At 65.6% G+C, this 17,476-nt stretch carries 19 protein-coding genes and 1 pseudogene; 4 read left to right on the plus strand and 16 right to left on the minus strand.

Annotated elements, in window-relative coordinates; all coding sequences use genetic code 11:
- The first annotated feature begins 1 nt into the window (after window position 1).
- The 4 genes from BLW27_RS17730 to BLW27_RS17745 all read left to right on the plus strand — a co-directional run bounded on the left by BLW27_RS17730 (window position 2) and on the right by BLW27_RS17745 (window position 2,304).
- A complete protein-coding gene (locus BLW27_RS17730; RefSeq protein ID WP_245710932.1) occupies window positions 2–214 on the plus strand; it encodes an SHOCT domain-containing protein in 213 nt (70 codons plus the stop codon).
- Window positions 215–391: 177 nt separating this feature from the next.
- Window positions 392–838: a c-type cytochrome gene (locus BLW27_RS17735; RefSeq protein WP_089885415.1), complete on the plus strand. Its 447-nt coding sequence runs from the start codon at window positions 392–394 to the stop codon at window positions 836–838.
- A gap of 277 nt (window positions 839–1,115) precedes the next feature.
- Window positions 1,116–1,526, plus strand: coding sequence for a c-type cytochrome (locus BLW27_RS17740; protein WP_089885517.1), 411 nt, complete (start codon window positions 1,116–1,118; stop codon window positions 1,524–1,526).
- A gap of 112 nt (window positions 1,527–1,638) precedes the next feature.
- A complete protein-coding gene (locus BLW27_RS17745; RefSeq protein ID WP_089885417.1) occupies window positions 1,639–2,304 on the plus strand; it encodes a L,D-transpeptidase in 666 nt (221 codons plus the stop codon).
- Between the two features lie 47 nt (window positions 2,305–2,351).
- On the opposite strand, the gene BLW27_RS17750 is transcribed toward BLW27_RS17745, so the two are convergent.
- The 16 genes and pseudogenes from BLW27_RS17750 to BLW27_RS17825 form a co-directional block, all read right to left on the minus strand.
- Window positions 2,352–2,624, minus strand: a complete 273-nt coding sequence (locus BLW27_RS17750; RefSeq protein ID WP_089885419.1) for a hypothetical protein — start codon at window positions 2,622–2,624, stop codon at window positions 2,352–2,354.
- 71 nt (window positions 2,625–2,695) lie between these two features.
- Entirely contained in the window at window positions 2,696–3,184 is a 489-nt protein-coding gene (locus BLW27_RS17755) for a hypothetical protein (RefSeq protein WP_089885421.1), read from the minus strand.
- Window positions 3,181–5,688, minus strand: coding sequence for a glycoside hydrolase family 65 protein (locus tag BLW27_RS17760; protein ID WP_089885423.1), 2,508 nt, complete (start codon window positions 5,686–5,688; stop codon window positions 3,181–3,183). Before BLW27_RS17760 ends, BLW27_RS17755 begins: the two co-directional genes overlap by 4 nt.
- Window positions 5,681–7,330 (minus strand): trehalose-phosphatase, encoded by a 1,650-nt coding sequence (gene otsB, locus BLW27_RS17765; protein ID WP_281242773.1) that lies wholly within the window; start codon window positions 7,328–7,330, stop codon window positions 5,681–5,683. The genes BLW27_RS17760 and otsB overlap by 8 nt, the downstream gene beginning before the upstream one ends.
- Before the next feature lie 13 nt (window positions 7,331–7,343).
- Window positions 7,344–8,030 (minus strand): CBS domain-containing protein, encoded by a 687-nt coding sequence (locus tag BLW27_RS17770; RefSeq protein ID WP_089885426.1) that lies wholly within the window; start codon window positions 8,028–8,030, stop codon window positions 7,344–7,346.
- Window positions 8,031–8,059: 29 nt separating this feature from the next.
- Window positions 8,060–8,302 (minus strand): DUF2933 domain-containing protein, encoded by a 243-nt coding sequence (locus BLW27_RS17775; RefSeq protein WP_089885428.1) that lies wholly within the window; start codon window positions 8,300–8,302, stop codon window positions 8,060–8,062.
- 12 nt (window positions 8,303–8,314) lie between these two features.
- Window positions 8,315–10,663, minus strand: coding sequence for a copper-transporting P-type ATPase (locus tag BLW27_RS17780; protein WP_342708085.1), 2,349 nt, complete (start codon window positions 10,661–10,663; stop codon window positions 8,315–8,317).
- Between the two features lie 636 nt (window positions 10,664–11,299).
- Window positions 11,300–12,649 carry an APC family permease gene (locus BLW27_RS17785; protein WP_089885431.1) on the minus strand — a complete coding sequence of 450 codons (1,350 nt, stop codon included), beginning with the start codon at window positions 12,647–12,649 and terminating at the stop codon, window positions 11,300–11,302.
- A gap of 178 nt (window positions 12,650–12,827) precedes the next feature.
- On the minus strand, window positions 12,828–13,298 hold the full coding sequence (locus tag BLW27_RS17790; RefSeq protein ID WP_089885433.1) for a cupredoxin domain-containing protein: 471 nt from the start codon (window positions 13,296–13,298) through the stop codon (window positions 12,828–12,830).
- A gap of 85 nt (window positions 13,299–13,383) precedes the next feature.
- The gene (locus BLW27_RS17795) at window positions 13,384–13,764 is read right to left on the minus strand and encodes a hypothetical protein (RefSeq protein WP_143042335.1); all 381 of its coding nucleotides are present in this window, start codon (window positions 13,762–13,764) and stop codon (window positions 13,384–13,386) included.
- 111 nt (window positions 13,765–13,875) lie between these two features.
- Window positions 13,876–14,538, minus strand: a complete 663-nt coding sequence (locus BLW27_RS17800; RefSeq protein WP_089885438.1) for a TVP38/TMEM64 family protein — start codon at window positions 14,536–14,538, stop codon at window positions 13,876–13,878.
- A gap of 76 nt (window positions 14,539–14,614) precedes the next feature.
- Window positions 14,615–15,009 (minus strand): annotated as a pseudogene (locus BLW27_RS17805) (c-type cytochrome).
- 47 nt (window positions 15,010–15,056) lie between these two features.
- The gene (gene copM / locus BLW27_RS17810) at window positions 15,057–15,470 is read right to left on the minus strand and encodes a CopM family metallochaperone (RefSeq protein ID WP_245710934.1); all 414 of its coding nucleotides are present in this window, start codon (window positions 15,468–15,470) and stop codon (window positions 15,057–15,059) included.
- A 105-nt stretch (window positions 15,471–15,575) separates the two neighbouring features.
- Window positions 15,576–15,767 carry a heavy-metal-associated domain-containing protein gene (locus tag BLW27_RS17815; protein ID WP_245710935.1) on the minus strand — a complete coding sequence of 64 codons (192 nt, stop codon included), beginning with the start codon at window positions 15,765–15,767 and terminating at the stop codon, window positions 15,576–15,578.
- 256 nt (window positions 15,768–16,023) lie between these two features.
- Window positions 16,024–16,347, minus strand: a complete 324-nt coding sequence (locus BLW27_RS17820) for an SHOCT domain-containing protein (protein WP_143042336.1) — start codon at window positions 16,345–16,347, stop codon at window positions 16,024–16,026.
- 245 nt (window positions 16,348–16,592) lie between these two features.
- Window positions 16,593–17,204 (minus strand): hypothetical protein, encoded by a 612-nt coding sequence (locus BLW27_RS17825; RefSeq protein ID WP_143042337.1) that lies wholly within the window; start codon window positions 17,202–17,204, stop codon window positions 16,593–16,595.
- Window positions 17,205–17,476 lie beyond the last annotated feature (272 nt).

The following is a 17,476-nucleotide window of genomic DNA, read 5'->3' on the forward strand; positions in this document are numbered from 1 at the left end:
CATGATGTGGGGCGGCGGCCATTGGTTCATGGGCGGTATCATGCTGGTGTTCTGGGGGCTGGTCATCGCGGCCGTCGTCCTTCTGGTCAGGCGGCTCGGAACCGGACAGACCCCGGCAAGGCGCGACGCCATGGAGGTTCTGCGCGAACGCTTCGCCGCGGGCGAAATCGACGAAGAGGAGTTCGAGCGCCGGAAGAAGGCGCTGGAGCGGTGACGGCCCATTGCGTCGCCCAGTTTGCGCCACGGACGGCGGGATCAACCGCGGGTGTACGAACCGATGCGGAACTTGCCGAGTCGTCAGGTCCCGCGCGAGGCACGGGCCTTGGGGCATGGACGTTCGCGCCCCTGCGCCGGGCGGAACAACGGAAAGCAAGGACGAGGTGACCGGGAAATGAACGCAAAGACGGTATCCATCGCAGTGCTGGGGGTCGCTGGCCTCGCGGTTCTGGGTTGGTTTCTTGCTGCTTCGGACGATGGCAAAACCACGCCCACCGGCACACGGCAGGTCCCCGAAGGCGCGCAGCTGGTCCAGGTCCAGCTTCCAGAAACGCTGTCGGAAGAGGCCCGGATGGGCCAGCGGGCTTTCGAGGCGATATGTGCAGCCTGCCATGGCGACAACGCCGCTGGTCGCAATGGCATGGGTCCGCCGCTCGTCCACAAGATCTACGAACCCGGCCATCACGCCGATGCATCGTTCCAGCTCGCCGCGCAGAACGGGGTGCGGGCGCATCACTGGAACTTCGGAAACATGCCGCCGGTCGATGGCGTCACCCGCGCGGACGTCGCGGCTATCACCACCTACGTGCGCGAGCTTCAGAGGGCGAACGGGATCGAGTGATGCGGTCATCTGCCGAAGTTCACGATCCGGATCAGCTTTCCTTTCCGCGCGGAGGGCGAATGGCCAGGCACTCTCCTGTCACGGAATCGAGAGGCGACGAGTGGCAGGACTGGCGGGAGCGGCCTTGAACTGAAAGGAGGAGGCGATGACCGAGGCACGAAAGCGAGCCCGCCGGGCGGAAGCCAGAACGATGCTGCGAAGAAGAGGCGCGGCGGCGGCCACTGTCGTCGGCGTGGTAGCTTTGGGCGCGGCGTGGTGGACCGGCAGCCAGGGCGCGATGGCGCAGCCGCAGGAAAACCTGGTCGTGCCGGCGGATGCCAACATCGACGGGGGCAAGAGCCTTTACGCCGAATTCTGCGCCTCCTGCCACGGTGCCGACCTCGAAGGGCAGCCCGACTGGCAGAGCCCGGGACCCGACGGCATACTGCCGGCCCCACCGCATGACGAGACCGGTCACACTTGGCACCATGCCGACGGGTTGTTGTTCCAATACACGAAGCTTGGCGGACGCGAGGCGCTTGCGGTGCAGGGGGTCGCGTTCGACAGCGGGATGCCCGGTTTCGCCGGGCAGCTGAGCGACCGGGAGATCTGGAACATCCTGGCCTATATCAAGTCGACTTGGCCCGAGCGCGAACGCGAGGTTCAGACCGCACGCACTCAGGCCAGCATTTCCGACGGCAGAAACTGACTGACGACGACTCTGTCCCTGCCGAGTCCCCGACGCTGGCCCCCCGGGTCATCGTTCGAAGCCATAGCCGCGGCAGAACGATTGCCGCACCCACTCGCACAGGAGCGAACCCATGCTGACACGACGCCACTTCATCACGACGGCGGCCGCGCTGTTCTCGGCGCCGCTTGCCGGTCCGCTGGCCGCGAGCACATGGCCCACCGACGCGCAGAAGCGGGCGTGGGACGCCCAGGTGACGCCCCCGAACTACGACCCGGCAACCTCGAACCCGTGGGGGCTGGAGCCCCGTTTCCTGCCCAGGCGGGTCGAGGCGAACCCCGGCCTCGTGCCGGGCGAAATCCATGTCGACGCGGTCGCCCGCTATCTCTACCACATCGAGGAGGGTGGGACCGCCATGCGCTACGGCGTCGCCATCGGACGCGGCGACCTCTATGAGCCGGGCACCTACACGATCCGGCGCAAGGTGGCGTGGCCACACTGGACCCCGACGCAGTCGATGATCGAGCGCGATCCGGAAACCTATGCCCAATACGCCGATGGGATGGAGCCAGGCCCGGACAACGCGCTTGGCTCTCGCGCGCTGTACCTGTTCGTGGGCGAGCGCGACACGTATCTGCGGATCCACGGAACACCCGCCCCACGCTCGATCGGCACGCGGTCGAGCTCGGGCTGCGTTCGCATGGTCATGGCGCATATCAACGGGCTGTACGACCGCGTGGAGACCGGTGTCACGGCGCATCTGTACCCGGCGGAGAATACGGTCACGGCCCAGAGTTGAGCGGCACGAAAGGCGCGCGGAGGCCGGCCGCTTCGGGCGGCGGGCGCCTACGCGCCTGCGGTTTCCGAGGCCTCGGTGCAGATCCGGTTCCCCTGCGGCGTGCGAAGGGGCAGCAGCGTCGTCTCGACGGGGCCTGCGTGCAGGTACCAGTAGCACCCATCTTCGGGCCGAACCCGCGCGGTCGCCACGTCCTGGTACGGAGCAGCCAGCGCGACGACGGCCTCCGGCACGCTCGTGCGGGGGGCCTCGGTGGCGACCGGCGCCGTGCAGCCGGCCAGCATCAGGCCAGCGGCAAGAAAGGTCGAGTGTGCGGTTCGCATGTTCCGTTACCTCAACAAGGGCTGTCGTTTCATGATCCCAGGGTCTGGCGGCCCTGTACCCAAGTCCGAACTTAAGCTTTGGAGGTGCTTTCTTCGACGACGCGCGCATCCAACTTCATCCCGGACAGTTCGTCGAGCAGTGACACGACATTGTCAACTCTGGGCAGGACGATCGCGCCAAAACCCAGGTCGGTGATCTGGCAGGCGAGTTGCCTTGCATAGCGCTTTCGAAGGCCCGACCCGCGAAGGCGCCTTTGAAGCCGAGTGACGTCCGCGCCCATAGGGTCCGATATCCGCAGGACCACGCTGTGGCAGCCTGCTTCCGGACACCGCGACGCATCCCTTGGCGTCTCACACATCAAGCAACCGAGCATCGGATTCTCCTCTAACGGGTATGGTAGCGCCTTCCGGTTCCTTTTGTCCTCCGCATCGGCGTGCTCGGCTGCGGCGTGCGAAGAGGAAGAGAGAGGCTCCTGAACAAAGCTCACCTCATGCGCGCGCTCGAGGTGGCGGAAATCGACCCGCTCGCGCTCCTCCACCTCGTAAATCACGATCTTCATGTGGGCCTTCCTCGCGCCTTGCGCCTCGTTTCGTTCGTAGAAGGCTCGGCGGCCGTATCGGGAGGCCGAGCCTCCGTGGTTGGTCGCCATCCACCAGCATACAGTTCGCAGGGGAAGCGAAGTTCCTCTCCGACCGTAAGTTCGCGGACCTCGTCGCGTACACGGATCCGGTGGGGGCCGGGCCAACCCAGCGGGACGGCGACCCGCACCTCGTCGCAGCTTATGTCGAGCCGCAGCCAGTGGCCGCGGTGCATGAGGCCGAGGTGAAGTCCCTGAAGCTCTTGCGGCAGGCACGGGCTGAGCGCGAGCGTGTCGTCGTAGAACTCCAGCCCCGTCTGTCCGCGCTGGACCAGATCCACCGTGCCGGCCATGGCGCCGAGGTGGATGCCCTCTGCCGTGGTGCCCCGCTGGATGTCCGAGATGTCGCTTTCCAGGGCGTCCGTCAGAAGCTCCCATGATCGCGCCCGGTCGCTGCGGGCCAGCACCCAGGAATGGACGACGCGGCTCAGGGTCGAGCCGTGCGAGGTCCGCGCAAGGTAGTAGTCGACCGTCCGCGGGATCACCTGCGGGTCGAACTCGTATCCCATGCCGGTGATCAGGTCCCGCAGCTCGTTCGACGAAAACAGGTAGAACAGCATCAGCACGTCGGCCTGCTTTGACGCCTTGTAGCGGTTCACGCTGTCGCCCTCGGCCTCGAGGATGCGGTCGAGGCGATGGATGTCGCCGTATTTTGCGCGGTAGGCGTCCCAGTCGAGCTCTTTCAGCCGATCATAGCCGTCGAACTGTGCGATGATGCCTCCTTCCATGAAGGAGAGCGCCAGCTTACTGGCGATCTCGCGCCACGCCGCGATCTCTTCCGGCGTGACAGAGAGGAGGCTCTCCAGCTCCTTCCGGCGGACCGGCTCGACGTGATCGAGCGCCTCGGCCGCCCGCCTGAGGACCCAGGCTGCGAGTACGTTGGTATAGCCGTTGTTGTCGAGGCCGGGCGACTCGGACCAGGGATAGCCGTCATGGAACTCGTCGGGGCCCATGATGCCGCGGATGTCGTAGCGGCCGGTGGCGTCGTTCCATTTAGCCACGCTCGCCCAGAAGCGGGCGATCTCGATCAGCATTTCGGCCCCGTACTGGCCGAGGAAGTCATGGTCGCATGTGGACTGCCAGTAGCGCCAGACGTTCACCGCAATTGCCGCACCCACGTGGCGCTGGATGTGCGAATTGTCCGGAGTCCAGCGCCCCGAGCGCGGGTTCAGGTGCACCACCTGGCTTTCCTCACGCCCGCTCGACCCGCTTTGCCACGGGTACATAGCGCCCGCCAGCCCGGCCTCTCGTGCGAGGCGGCGTGCATCGGGCAGGCGGCGGTAGCGATAGAGCAGGAGTGCGCGCGAGATTTCGGGGAAATGGAAGTTGAGGTACGGTAGGATGAACAGCTCGTCCCAGAAGATGTGCCCGCGATACGCCTCGCCGTGCAGTCCGCGCGCAGGCACGCCGGCATCCTGGTCGATCGTATTGGGCGACACGGTCTGAAGCAGGTGGAACACGTGCAGCCGTAGGATCATCTGGGTGCGCGGATGACGGTCGACGACGATGTCTCCCCGGTCCCAAAGAAGCTGCCAAGCCTGGACGTGCGTGTCGAGCAGGTCCTCGAACCGCCCGGCCTCGTGCGCGGCCCGGAGCGCGGCCTGCGCGGGTTCCGAGATGCCGCGATCGTGCGAGGTGAACAGAGCGACGGTCTTCTCCACCATCAGCGTCTCTCCCCGCTCTACTTCGAGCGTTAGGGTCTGGACGACGTGATCGTCTTCGACACTCGTGGCCCGCTCGACCGTGTGCTCGGCCCCGTCCCGATAGGCACGGGTGCGGGCGGCCTGCGCGATGCGGATGTGCGACTGGTTTGTCTCGGCGACCAGAAGTATTGTATCGGGCTCCTCCGCCTCGCGCGCTTCGAGCGGGGAGAGGTGCTTGCTATTGAGTTCTCGGTAGCGTTCGACGCCGGCGTTGATCACCCGTCCGTCGAGCGAAGAGGCGACCTGCATCCGCCCCGACCACGTCTCGGGCGTGATCCGCATCTCGATGGCGGCGAGGTTCTGGTGACGCATGTGCACGATCCGGCGGAACGCGATGGCGGTGATCCGCCCCGCATCGTCCCTCACCCGAAGCTGCCGCTCCAGCATCCCGCGCTTCAGGTCGAGCTTCTGGCGATGGTCGAGAATTTCCATCCGGCGCAGGTTCAGCCACGCTCCGCCCTCGGGTCGAAAGGTGAGGGGCAGCCAGTTCGGCAGGTTGACGAGATCTTCGTTCTCGATGCTGCGCCCCGAGAGGTCCGTGGCGCGCCGGTTGTAGCCCCCGGCGAGGTATGTGCCCGGGTAGTGCACCTCGTCCGCCTCTGATTCCTCGGCCGCGCCGCGCGTGGCGAAGTACCCGTTGCCCAGCGTGCAGAGCGCCTCGCGCAAGCCTTCGCTTTCGGGATCGAACCGCTCGTAGGTCAACATCCAGGGATTGTCAGCCATCGCGCAGCTCCAGTGTTTCGGCCAGGGCGCCCAGCAGGCAGCTTACGTCGTCGGGGGTCTCGACGCGATAACATGCGGCGCTCGGACCGCCGTGATCGCCGACGAGGATGCCGATGCCCTGCGCTCTCAGCGCACGGAACGCATCCTCGTCCGTCTCGTCGTCGCCGACGTAGATCGGCAGCACCTCCGTCTCGTCAAGGTTGAGTGCGTCGAGCAGCCACAGAACTGCCTTGCCCTTGTCCCAGTCGAAGCGCGGGCGAAGTTCGAAGACCTTCTTGCCGTGGCTCTTCTTCAGTTCCGGCACTGCGGCGGCCACCTCGTCTACCGCCGCCTCCAGCCTGCCGAAGTCTCTTTCGGCGACCTGCCGGTAGTGAACCGCGACGGCGAATTTCTTCGGCTCGACCAGCGCCCCTTCGATTCCGCTGAGTGCCGTCTTGACGCGTGCCGCCGCCCGCGCCACGGCGGCGGAGAAGACGGCGCCCTGGTCATGCTCGATCCGCAGACCGCCCGGGCCGGCGATGTCGAAGCCGTGACTGCCGGCGTAGATCAGCCCGCCAAGCCCGACCAGGCGTTCCACGTCCGCCCGGTCGCGCCCCGAGACGATGGCGAGGGGGCACAACCCCCCCAGTCGCTGCACCGCCCGACGCATGTGGGCCGACAGCACCGCGAGATCGGGGCGCGCCACGATCGGCGTGAGCGTGCCGTCGTAGTCGAGGAAGACCGCCGGCCTCCGTCCCGCCAGAAGGCGCCGCAGATCATCCGGGTTCGCAGGGAACGGCTGAGGAGTCTCCTCCGGGGGCGCGAGATCCGGCAGGACGACGTCCGCGCCCGCCTCCCGCAGAGCGTCCGCCTGCCCGGATCGGTCCAAGCCGACGACAAGACCGAAGCCGCCCGCACGGCCCGCCGCGACGCCGCTCGTTGCGTCCTCCACGACGAACGCATGCGTGGGTTCGACTCCCAAGCGAGCGGCGGCAGCAAGGAAGATATCGGGGGCTGGCTTGCCCTTCAGCCCCTCCACCGCCGCGTCGCTCCCGTCGAGGATCACGTCGAAGAGGCGCGTCAGTCCCGCCGCCTCCAGCACTGCGCGCGCATTCCGGCTCGACGAGACGAGCGCGGTGCCGACCCCGTCGGCCCGCAGCCGTTCGATCAGCGCTAAGGTGTCCTGGTAGACCTCCACGCCCTCGCGCTCGAGCGCCTCGCGGAAGTAACGGTTCTTGCGATTGCCCAGCCCGCAGATCGTCTCCGCCTCGGGTGGGTCGGAGGGCTCCCCGTGCGGCAACCCAATCCCCCGCGCATGCAGGAAGGCCATAACCCCGTCGTACCGCGGCAGCCCGTCGACGTAGCGGCGGTAGTCGTCCTCGTTGAACAGCGCCGCATCCCCCCGCGCGGCGAGAAAGGCGTCGAAGAGGCGCTTCCACGCCGCAAAGTGAACCTGCGCGGTGTGCGTCACGACACCGTCCAGGTCGAAGATCGCCCCGCGGCGTCCCGGCGACCCGTCCGTGACGAAGCGGGTTATCGCTGGGAGCAGTCCGTGTCGTTTCGGAGGGGAGTTGCTCAAGATCGGCCTCCTTCGCGGTCCGGGAGCTGCTGCGCGGCTCAGCCTCCCGCTGTCACCCTTCCTACCACCCTCGCCGCGCGCCACTGCGTAAGGAGCGTCACACCCAATAGCCGGCAGCCGGCATCGTCCCAAGGTGGAGATGCACGTGCCTGATCCCCGGCACGTTCTCGGCCGCCACTTGGGCGGCGTTGCGTTCCGCGTCGGTGTGGACGTAGCCCCAGATGTCGACCGTGCCGCCGGCGACCACCACGTTCATCTGCACGGCGCTCACGCCAGGCGCGTCCTCGAGCGCCCTCGTCACCGCATCCCGCAGGTCGCGGTCCTGCACCACGGTCTGGGGCGCCGGCGCCGGGTTGGCCGCCATTGCGTGCAGAAGGTTCGCGCGGCTGACGATCCCGACGAGGTGGCTGCCCTCGACGACGGGCACCCGCTTGATGCGGCGTGTCTCGAGCAGGCGGGCGATCTTGCCCAGCTCCGTGCCGGGGGTGGCGGTCACGACCTCCTTCGTCATCACGTCCCGCGCGTACCGTCCTTTGGTCTTCACGAAGTCCTCGGCTTTCTCGCCGGCGAAGAGCGTTAGCCACCACGACTGGCGCGCGAATCGCTCGGGCTCGACCCGCCGCAGGAGGTCGCCTTCGCTGACCAGCCCGACGAGCCTCCCGCTGTCGTCAAGGATCGGGACGCCGCTGATCCCGTGCGACATCATCAGCCGGGCGACTTCGACCACTGGCGTGTCAGGATGCGCCGAGACGACCTCGCGCGTCATGACGTCTTTCGCTTGCACGTCTTGCTCTCCCCTGATCGCGTTCCGCCTCAGTCATGTTCATTACGTCCGCCGGTTCCCTTGTGGCCCCGGTGCATGAAAAAATGCATCCCGAGGCAGAGAAGGATCGGCAGGTAGAGCAGGAGCCCACTGGTAAAAATTGCCTCCCGGTACTCGTACCCCAGGACCAGGGCGCCAAGCACGACGGCCAGGAGAGTGTAGCGCCAAGGCGAGTTGAAAAGGCCTCCACGCGTTGGAACGGGTTCGTCGGCAGGAGCTTGATGATTTTCCATTTGGTTTCTCCTTTAGAAACGCAGAGTGCGGAGCCGGAGAGAGTTCAGCACGACCGAGATCGACGACGCGCTCATTGCGAAGGCGGCGAACATCGGGCTGATCAGGATGCCGAACCAGGGAAACAGGATGCCGGCCGCAATGGGCACGCCTGCTGCGTTGTAGACGAGGGCGAAAAACAGGTTCTGCCGGATGTTGCGCATGGTCGCCTGGCTCAGCCGCCGGGCGCGCACGATGCCGTCGAGATTGCCCTTGACCAGCGTGAAGCCCGCGCTCTCGATCGCCACGTCAGCCCCGGTGCCCATGGCAATGCCTACATCGGCCTGGGCAAGTGCTGGGGCGTCGTTCACCCCGTCGCCGGCCATCGCGACGCTGTAACCCTGCTCCTGAAGCTCGCGGATGATGCGGGCCTTGTCCTCCGGCAGGACATCCGCGCGTATTTCATCGATGCCAAGCCGGGACGCCACCGCTTTCGCCGTGCGCTCGTTGTCGCCGGTCGCCATGATGATGCGGAAGCCGAGGTCGTGAAGCGCTTTCAGCGCCGCCGGCGTCGTCTCCTTCACCGGATCGGCAACCGAGACGAGCCCGGCGATTTCACGGCCCAGCAGAACGAACATCACCGTCTCGCCCTCGTCGCGCCGGGCGTTGGCCTTCTCCGCCAGCGCGGCAGGGTCGAGGCCCAGCTCTTCGACCAGCGCTCGGTTGCCGAGCGCGACGGGCTTTCCATCGACTTTGCCGGTCACACCCTTGCCGGTGACGGCCTCGAAGTCCGTCGCCTCCGCCAACTCGACCCGGCGCTCCTCTGCGCCGCGCACGATCGCCTCGGCCAGCGGATGTTCCGAGCCGCGCTCGAGCGAGGCGGCGAGCCGCAGCACCTCGACCTCGTCGTGGCCCGGTTCCGGCAGGACGGCGACGAGGCGCGGCTTGCCCTCGGTCAGCGTGCCGGTCTTGTCGACGATCAGCGTGTCCACCTTCTCGAATCGCTCCAGCGCCTCGGCGTTCTTGATCAGCACCCCGGCCTGCGCGCCGCGGCCCGTGGCCGTCATGATCGACATCGGCGTGGCGAGGCCGAGGGCACAGGGGCAGGCGATGATAAGGACGGCGACGGCGGAGACGAGCGCATAGGATAGGGCCGGGGCCGGACCCCATATCGCCCAGGCGATGAAGGACAATGCAGCGATCCCGATAACGGCGGGCACGAAATAGCCCGCGACCTTGTCGGCGTATTTTTGGATCGGCGCGCGCGAGCGCTGCGCGTTGGCGACCATCTCGACGATCTGTGACAGCATCGTGTCCGCGCCGACACGGGTCGCCTCCATCACCAGGCTGCCCGTGCCGTTGATCGTGGCTCCGGTGACCGGAGCGCCGGGCGTCTTCTCGATCGGAACCGGCTCTCCGCTGATCATGCTTTCATCGACCGAGGAGCGGCCCTCGACCACGGTGCCGTCCACCGGGACCTTCTCGCCTGGGCGCACGCGCAGCCGGTCACCGACCTGCACCTCCTCGAGCGGCACTTCCTCCTCTTTGCCGTCGGCACGGATGCGGCGGGCGGATTTGGCCGCCATGTCGAGCAGCGCGCGGATCGCTTTGCCGGTACCCTCGCGGGCGCGCAGCTCCATCACCTGTCCCAGGAGGACCAGCGTGACAATCACCGCCGCGGCCTCGAAGTAGACTCCGACGTGACCTTCGGCGTCGCGGAACCCCGCCGGGAAGATCTCCGGCGCGAGAACGGCGACGACGCTGAACAACCACGCGGCCAGGACGCCCATGCCGATCAGGCTGAACATGTTGAGGTTCATCGTTCGGAAGGAGTTCCAGCCGCGCACGAGGAACGGCCAGCCGGACCAGAGCACGACGGGCGTGCCGAGGATGAACTCGATCCAGAGCGTCGCCCTCTCGCCGAAGATTTCCCGTACGCCGCCGAGGCCAACGAATGGCCCCATGGTGAGGACGAGCAGCGGAACGGTGAGGGTCGCGCCCACCCAAAAGCGCCGGGTGAAATCCACGAGCTCCGGGTTCGGCCCCTCTTCGGCCATGGCCGCAGATTCCAGTTCCAGTCCCATGCCGCAGATCGGACAGGAGCCGGGTTTCGTTTGCCGCACCTCCGGGTGCATCGGGCACGTGTAGATAGGCCCGGACCACTCCGCCGGGATACTGTCGTACTGCCCGGCCGCCGCGCCTGCGACATGGCTATGCCCTTGGTGATGCTCGGCCGGATCGGCCGCCTCGCCCTCGGGTAGGAGATGCATGCCACATTTTGGGCAGTCCCCGGCGGCCGTCCGCCGCACCTCGGGGTGCATCGGGCAGGTGAATACTGCGCCGTCATAGCCGGCCGGAACCGTGTCGTCGGCCGCGTCTTGCATGTTCGGAGCCTTCTGCTGTGCGCGGCTCATCGGTCAATCCTTCTCCAGGTGCGAGTCACCGTGCAGCCCTCCCGTGCGGGAAGGTCAAACGGGAAAGCCTCGGCGAGAAAGACTGCCGCTGAGGTGCTGGCGCCTCCTGTCCGCTGCGCGGGTCGTACTAAGTGGTTGTATGGCCAGAGCCCCATAAAGAGAGCGTTGTCTCCTCTCGCGATGCAAAGGGTGGCGCCCTGACGCTGGGCCCGGCGGGGGAACAAGACTAAGCGTCCGGCCTCTTCGGCTGTGCCTACCCTGGCGTGCAAGTTGGTCGATCCGTCCATTTCCTCGCCTCGCGCTCCATGCCCGACTGCAGTCATAGGTCTACGGCGGGAAGATGGTATTGATTTGGATCAAGCGAATGCTCCGGGCCGGAGAAGGCACACGTGTAATCGCAGTCACCGCGTGTGCGAGCCTAACGGTCGTGCCTTTACACCTCGTGCTGATGTAGGCGTGGTCCGGCACGTCGCAGAAACAACCGCTCGAACACGGGAACGGCCATCATGCCTCCGGCCGCAACCCACGCGATCAGCGGGTCGCGACCAGCGTAGTTTGTCATGGTCCTTTTTACCCTTCATTCGGAATTTCGGAGGCTCCAGGCGATCAAGTACTCGGTTTCCCCTCGTCACGGGCCTCAGCGTGAGCGCCATGATGTATCTCTGCAGATGGCGGATAGAATCTCAAGTAAACCCACTCGAAGGCGAATACCGCCGCCATTCCAGTGAGCGCGATGACCACGATCACCGGGTCGCGCTGCCATTTCATGACAGCGAAAGCGACAAGCACGACACTATCGAGGCCGATTGCCGTCAGCATGACCCAGCTTCTTGCGCCGATCTCGGCTCGAAGGTTTTGCAAGACGCCCCAATGGACCAGGATGTCCATCACCAGATAGAAGAAGACGCCCAAAGACGCGATCCGGCCAAGGTCGAAAAACACCGTCACAGCCGAGCCGATGACTACCGTGTAGATCAGCATATGGCGCTGGATTCCACCCGACATGCCGAAATGGCTGTGCGGGATCATCTTCATGTCGGTCAGCATCGTCAGCATGCGCGACACCGCAAAAATGCTGGCCAGCAGTCCCGAAGCTGTTGCCACCGCTGCGAGAAGCACCGTTAGAAGGAATCCTGCCTGTCCGAGCGCAGGTTCAGCCGCTTCGGCCAGCGAATAGTCGCGCGCTTCGATGATACGGTCGATGGTCAGGCTTGAACCGACACCGAAAGCGACCAGCAGATAAACGACGACGCAGAGCGTGATCGAGAGCGTGATCGCCCGGCCCACGTTGTGGTGCGGGTTGGTGATCTCAGCACCGCTGTTGGTGATCGTGGTAAAGCCCTTGAAGGCGAGAATGGCCAGGGCGACTGAGGCAATGAAGCCGGTCGCGGTGAACGTGTGGCCGACCTCGGACGCGGGGGCAAAGCCGAAGCCGCTCGACCACAGGGCCGCAATTCCAAATATCGCAATTCCGCCGATCTTGATGACGGCCATCACCAGCGAGAAGACCCCGACCGACCGGTTGCCGGCAACGTTCACCAAGAAGGCAAACAGGATCACTGCAACGGCGATAACCGGCACCAGCGGCCCCTCCGTGATGTCGAAGGGCCGAAGAACGTAGGTCGCGAAGGTACGCGCTACGAGACTCTCGGCGATCACCATCGACAGCGCCATCAGCATCGCCGCCCCCGCCGCGATGGTCGTCGGCCCGTAGGCTTTCGTCAGGATCATCCCGATGCCGCCCGCGGACGGAAAGGCGTTCGACATCTTGATGTAGGTGTAGGCGCTGAAAGCCGTCACAATTGCGCCTGCGACGAAAGACAGCGGGAAGAGTGGCCCGGCCAGTGCGGCAATCTGTCCGGTCAGCGCGAATATGCCAGCGCCGATCATCACCCCCGTGCCCATGGCCACGGCGTCCGTCAGGCTGATGCTGTTTTTGTCATACTCGGAACTCATGGCTATTCTGCCTCCTGATCAAACTCACTTACCTCGGAGCGGCAATAAAGCCGCGGCGCCCAGAGCGGCACCACCGAACAAGACCGCACGTCGGGTGGTGGTTGGTTGGATCATGTCGTTTCTCCTGTCGTCCGGCGCGGCGGTTCCGCCGCCAGCGCCTTGCTTGGGACGATGATGCTCATTTGACGGCGATCGGGCCTTGCATGCCGGCCTCCATGTGCCCCGGGATCAGGCAGGCGAACTGGAAAGTGCCGTCATTCGAGAAGGTCCATATGATCTCACCCTCCTCGCCGGGGGCGAGGCGCAGGGCATTGGGATCGTCGTGATCCATCTGGGCCATATCGGCCATCTCCTGCTTGTGAGCGAGATTGTTCTTTTTCGTGCCCAGGACGATCTCGTGCGCGAGGTCGCCTATGTTGCTCACGTCGAAGCGGACCGTCTCGCCCTTGGAGACCACGAGTTCCTCGGGATCGAAGCCCATGCCACCGTCCGTCTCCATCATGCGTATTTCTACGGTGCGGTCGACTTCAGCAAGGCTGCCTGGCTCGCCCACGGGACGGGCCATATCGTGGGAATGGTCGCCCGAGCCGGCGGCGAAGGCCGCGGTGGACGTAAGGACAAGGGCGGATGCAAGTGTGTAGGTCTTCATTCTGTCTCCTGAACAGCTGCGGCTCCGGTAGAGCTGCTTGTGAGGGTTACCGAACCCTTTCCCACGGCGTTCGGACGGCTGAGCTTCAGGAGGAAACGGCGGGCGGTCGGTCCAGGCTCTCGGCGCGCATGAACGGCGGCATCACGCTTCCGGCCGCCGCGTATCGCGTGCCGATTAGTCCGACCGGGCGAGGCACGAGGATGTTCGTCGCATCGATCCAATTGCAGGCGTGCAGGCCGCAGGAGATGTGAAAGGCCTCGCCGGATCGCTGCCCGCCCTTACCGGGACCCGCGTCCGCGTTGTCGGCTTGCGCCGCCGCTTCGGCATGATGCGCAGAGGTCAGCGCCGCGTCGTCGCAGCAATCGTGCGACGTCGGCGCGTGATCCGTCTGCGTCGCGGCCAACACCATTGTAGGTAGCAGGAGCGCGATGCATAGCACCCTCACGAATGGGACCAGCAGTCTCATGGGCTTCATCTATCCTCGGCTCGTGCAAGGTGGCAAGCCGCAGGCAATCACCTCTGTGTTTGCGAGCCGGTAGAGTGCGGCGCCCCTGCCGGCGGACGATTCTGCACAGCCTCAGCGCGGACCATGGTCCCGGCCCCGCCAGGCGGCCCAGACGAGTGGCGCCCCGGTCACCAGGCCGAGACCCAGCGCGGCGGCCCAAGTGAAGAGACCCGCCTCGCCGCTGGCCGCGGCCGTTCCGAAATGAGCGAGCAGAAAGCTTGCGGGGGCGATGCCCGCGAGTGTCGCCAAAGCGAACCGCCAGAACTTCAGCGTGCTGAGACCCGCGGCGTAGCTGATCAGATCGAAGGAGACGAACGGCATCAGGCGACTCGCGAAGACGGCTGCGGTCAGCGCGTTCTGAGATCCCAGCAGGCCCTGCTCGATCCGGTCGCCGAACCAGCGCTTCATGACGCCCTGTCCGAGACCACGGGCGAGACCGAACGCTATCAGCGCGCCGATCTCCGCGCCGGTCATCACCCAGAGCGAACCCCAGAAATGGCCGTAGGCCGCCCCGGACGCCATGGCGATCGGGGCGCTCGGGATCGGGCTCGCCACCACCGCGACGATCATGAACCCCACTATCACAACTGGGCCGGCTGCCCCGGCAGCCTTGACCAACCGGTCCAGCGTCTCGCGATCGATCTCGGCGGCGAGGCCCGGGGGGCCCCAGAGACCCCACGCGGCGAGCCCGATGGCCACGAGCACAGCCAGCCAGATCAGGGCGCGGCGCATCATTTTTGCCTTCGCGGCGGGGGGTGAAGATGCACGGTATCCAATTCTCTCCCGCTTCTGCCGTTCAACGAAGCAACGGTCAGCCCCGCTGCGACACCTCTTCCTGGAACGCCCGCTCGCGTTCGGGCCATGTCGACTTGATGTAGGCCAGAACCGCCCGGATTTCCGCGTCCTCCAGGACCTCGCCGAAGCTTGCCATGTCGCTCTCGAGCCGCTTCCGACGATTGCCGCCGTGCCGTCGTGCACGATCCGGAACAGCACGTCGTCGGGATGGTGCCAAGTGTGACCGGTGGCGTCATGCGGCGGCGCAGGAAGGCGACCGGACGGCAGGCGCGTCTTCCAGTCCGGCTGCCCTTCGAGCTCCGCGCCATGACACGCGGCGCAATGATACGCATAGAGCGCCTGCCCCGTGGCCGACACCTCGTCATCGGGTGCCGCGTCGCGTTCCGCCCGGAAAGCGGCGACGGCCACGATCGCGGCACCGGCGACGAGGCCGGTGCCGATCAGCAGCGACGCTCGTTTCACTCGGCGTTCTCGGCCAGCCAGTTCTCCAGGAACTCAATCTCGGCCTCCTGGGCCTCGATCACTTCCTCGGCAAGCTGCCGCAGGCCCGGATCTTCGCCGTGTTGGAGGACGATCCGCGCCATGTCGATGGCGCCACGATGGTGCCCGATCATCCCGCGCGCAAAATCGACATCTGCGTTGCCGGTGAACTCGATATCCATAGCCTCGTGCATCGCGAGGTTGGCGGCGCGGTACGCATCGCTCGCGGGCGACCCGGTTTCAACAGCGGTTTCGGCACCATGCGAGTCGTGGCGGGCCCCCGCGCCGGCGTGATCTCCTTGCGGGGAGGCGCCGTGCATGCCCTGCATCATGTGGCCCTGGCCGTCGCCATGCATCATGCCTTGGGCGCCATCGTGGCTGCCCTGAGCCATCGCGCCACCTGCCGAGAACAGCAGGGCCGCAATACCGGCCGGGATGAGTGATGTCTTCAAGATATGCTCCTGTCCATTATCCAGCTGCGCAAGCGCGGCCGAGCTTCACTGAGAAACGTGGTATCCTTCGTCTTCGATCGCTGTCTGGATGACCTTCGCATCGGTCGCGCTTTCCACCGATACCCGGCCCGACGCACGGTCTACCGAGATCTTCGCATCGGGGTCGAGCCCCCGGACCGCCTGTGTGACCGCCCGCTCGCAATGGCCGCAGGTCATGCCTCGAACTTGGAAATCCAATGTCTGTCTCCTTGTCTGATGGACCTGATATCGGGTCTTCCAGTGCTGGAAGGTCAAGAAGCGTGCAGTTAGAAACTTGCGCCAACCTCTCTGATCTCGATCCCAACGCGGACCTGCCGGATGGCCTGCTCCCTGGCATGCAGCGCACATGCGCCGATCGACGTCGGCGAAACGGCACCTTCAACCAACGAGCAATCGGGTTCGAGGCTGAGTCAGCCTTTTCGGGCAAGGGTGGGGCGTCCGAGTCTTGCTAAGTTCAGCTCTCCAAGTGCTTGCGGCGCAGATCAAACTCCTCCGGTTCAATTTCGCCACGCGCGAGGCGCTCCTTGAGCACGTCCATCGCATCTCGGCGACCGGGAGCGGTCCGCTGGTCGCCGATCCAGCGGATCGCGAGGACGATCAGAGCCGCAAGCCCGCCCCAGAACAGGATCATCATGCCGAAACCCATGAGTCCCATACCCCAGCCATTCATGTGGCCGTGGTAGTAACTGTCACCGATCGGATCGGCGAAGACCGGACCTCCGGCAGTGACCGCAGCCGACGTCAGGAAGATTATGGCAGTTGCCGCAAAGCGTCTCATTTCGCTCTCCCGTAAGAGGGCCTAATTGCCCCACACGGGATCGATAGCAGATGGACGAGGCGCCGGATTTGACGCCGGTCAAACTGAGCCGAAATTCGCGGTCTTTGAAGCGCCCCTGAGCAGCGACGGCACAACAAAGCTTCAGCCGGCGCATTCGCGGCGCTCGCAGCAGTCGATGCGCGTGCGGAGCCCCGAGACCGAAGGCCGCACTTCCTGGTCCGGTGCGCATGAGCCGCTCACGGTCGCTATGCACACGACCAGAAGCCGCGGTATCCGGCGGTCAGCCCTCGCTCCAGCTCGAAGACCATTTCTGCGTTGGAGCGCCATTCGGCCTCTTCGCCGAGAGGCGCAACGGCCACACGCGTGCCCTCTGCCGCGAAGACGTTGCCGCCGGTCTCGGTCTCTCCGGTTGTCTCCAGCGGCACCAACACACCGTTCAGCTTGATCGCGGCGGCGCCGCTGTCCTGCGCCGCCCACAGGATGGGGTGCTCTTCGGGCGTCCGGTTGAACGTGCAGCGGGGGCCGGGATCGAGGATCTGGTCCGCCTCCGCCTCCGGCATCGTCGATGGATCGAGCGTGGAGATCAGGGTGTTGTTCAGCGCCGCCTCGATCGTTCCGACCTCGGCGGGCGGGTCCTGATAGATGGACTGGACGATTTCGCCTTCCGACACTTCTTCGATCAGATAACGCATCTCGGAGATTTCGCGCCGTTGCGCCACGATGATCTCGTGGGCCGGCTTCTGGACGCGCGGATCGCGGATTTGTGCGCGTTCCGAGGTCATGTTTGCAATCGCCGCGCTGCCGGCGGCCCCAGCGATCGTGCTGCGTAACCGCCACGCCCGCGAACGTCCCGCCAACGCTGCCTGATCGCAGCTTAGGCTCCAGACTTCGGTAACGGGTCCGTCCCAGTCAATGTATTTTACGCAAAAGGATTGCACCCGCCGAAGCAGGAGAGCGGCATTTTCCGGTGCTCGTCCCTGATCCCTACGCCGTCCTGTAGTGAGATCCTTTTGGGCACATGCTTCGGTCCGTGGTTAGCGCTTGGCTGCCGACATGATGCTGGTTCGGTGCAATTCCGATGTGCCCATCTCATAGGCGTGCTTGACGGATGTCAGCAACTGTCTGGAGC

Origin of the sequence: Citreimonas salinaria, from assembly GCF_900107235.1 — a bacterium.
GTDB classification, from domain to species: Bacteria; Pseudomonadota; Alphaproteobacteria; order Rhodobacterales; family Rhodobacteraceae; genus Citreimonas; species Citreimonas salinaria.

Bases quoted from the DNA above. Each gene is read 5' to 3' on its own strand.
- BLW27_RS17730 (WP_245710932.1), top strand. From the start codon at position 2: ATGATGTGGGGCGGCGGCCATTGGTTCATGGGCGGTATCATGCTGGTG.
- BLW27_RS17735 (WP_089885415.1), top strand. From the start codon at position 392: ATGAACGCAAAGACGGTATCCATCGCAGTGCTGGGGGTCGCTGGCCTC.
- BLW27_RS17740 (WP_089885517.1), top strand. From the start codon at position 1,116: ATGGCGCAGCCGCAGGAAAACCTGGTCGTGCCGGCGGATGCCAACATC.
- BLW27_RS17745 (WP_089885417.1), top strand. From the start codon at position 1,639: ATGCTGACACGACGCCACTTCATCACGACGGCGGCCGCGCTGTTCTCG.
- BLW27_RS17750 (WP_089885419.1), bottom strand. From the start codon at position 2,624: ATGCGAACCGCACACTCGACCTTTCTTGCCGCTGGCCTGATGCTGGCC.
- BLW27_RS17755 (WP_089885421.1), bottom strand. From the start codon at position 3,184: ATGAAGATCGTGATTTACGAGGTGGAGGAGCGCGAGCGGGTCGATTTC.
- BLW27_RS17760 (WP_089885423.1), bottom strand. From the start codon at position 5,688: ATGGCTGACAATCCCTGGATGTTGACCTACGAGCGGTTCGATCCCGAA.
- BLW27_RS17775 (WP_089885428.1), bottom strand. From the start codon at position 8,302: ATGGAAAATCATCAAGCTCCTGCCGACGAACCCGTTCCAACGCGTGGA.
- BLW27_RS17780 (WP_342708085.1), bottom strand. From the start codon at position 10,663: ATGCAAGACGCGGCCGACGACACGGTTCCGGCCGGCTATGACGGCGCA.
- BLW27_RS17785 (WP_089885431.1), bottom strand. From the start codon at position 12,649: ATGAGTTCCGAGTATGACAAAAACAGCATCAGCCTGACGGACGCCGTG.
- BLW27_RS17790 (WP_089885433.1), bottom strand. From the start codon at position 13,298: ATGAAGACCTACACACTTGCATCCGCCCTTGTCCTTACGTCCACCGCG.
- BLW27_RS17795 (WP_143042335.1), bottom strand. From the start codon at position 13,764: ATGAGACTGCTGGTCCCATTCGTGAGGGTGCTATGCATCGCGCTCCTG.
- BLW27_RS17800 (WP_089885438.1), bottom strand. From the start codon at position 14,538: ATGATGCGCCGCGCCCTGATCTGGCTGGCTGTGCTCGTGGCCATCGGG.
- copM (WP_245710934.1), bottom strand. From the start codon at position 15,470: ATGGCTCAGGGCAGCCACGATGGCGCCCAAGGCATGATGCATGGCGAC.
- BLW27_RS17820 (WP_143042336.1), bottom strand. From the start codon at position 16,347: ATGAGACGCTTTGCGGCAACTGCCATAATCTTCCTGACGTCGGCTGCG.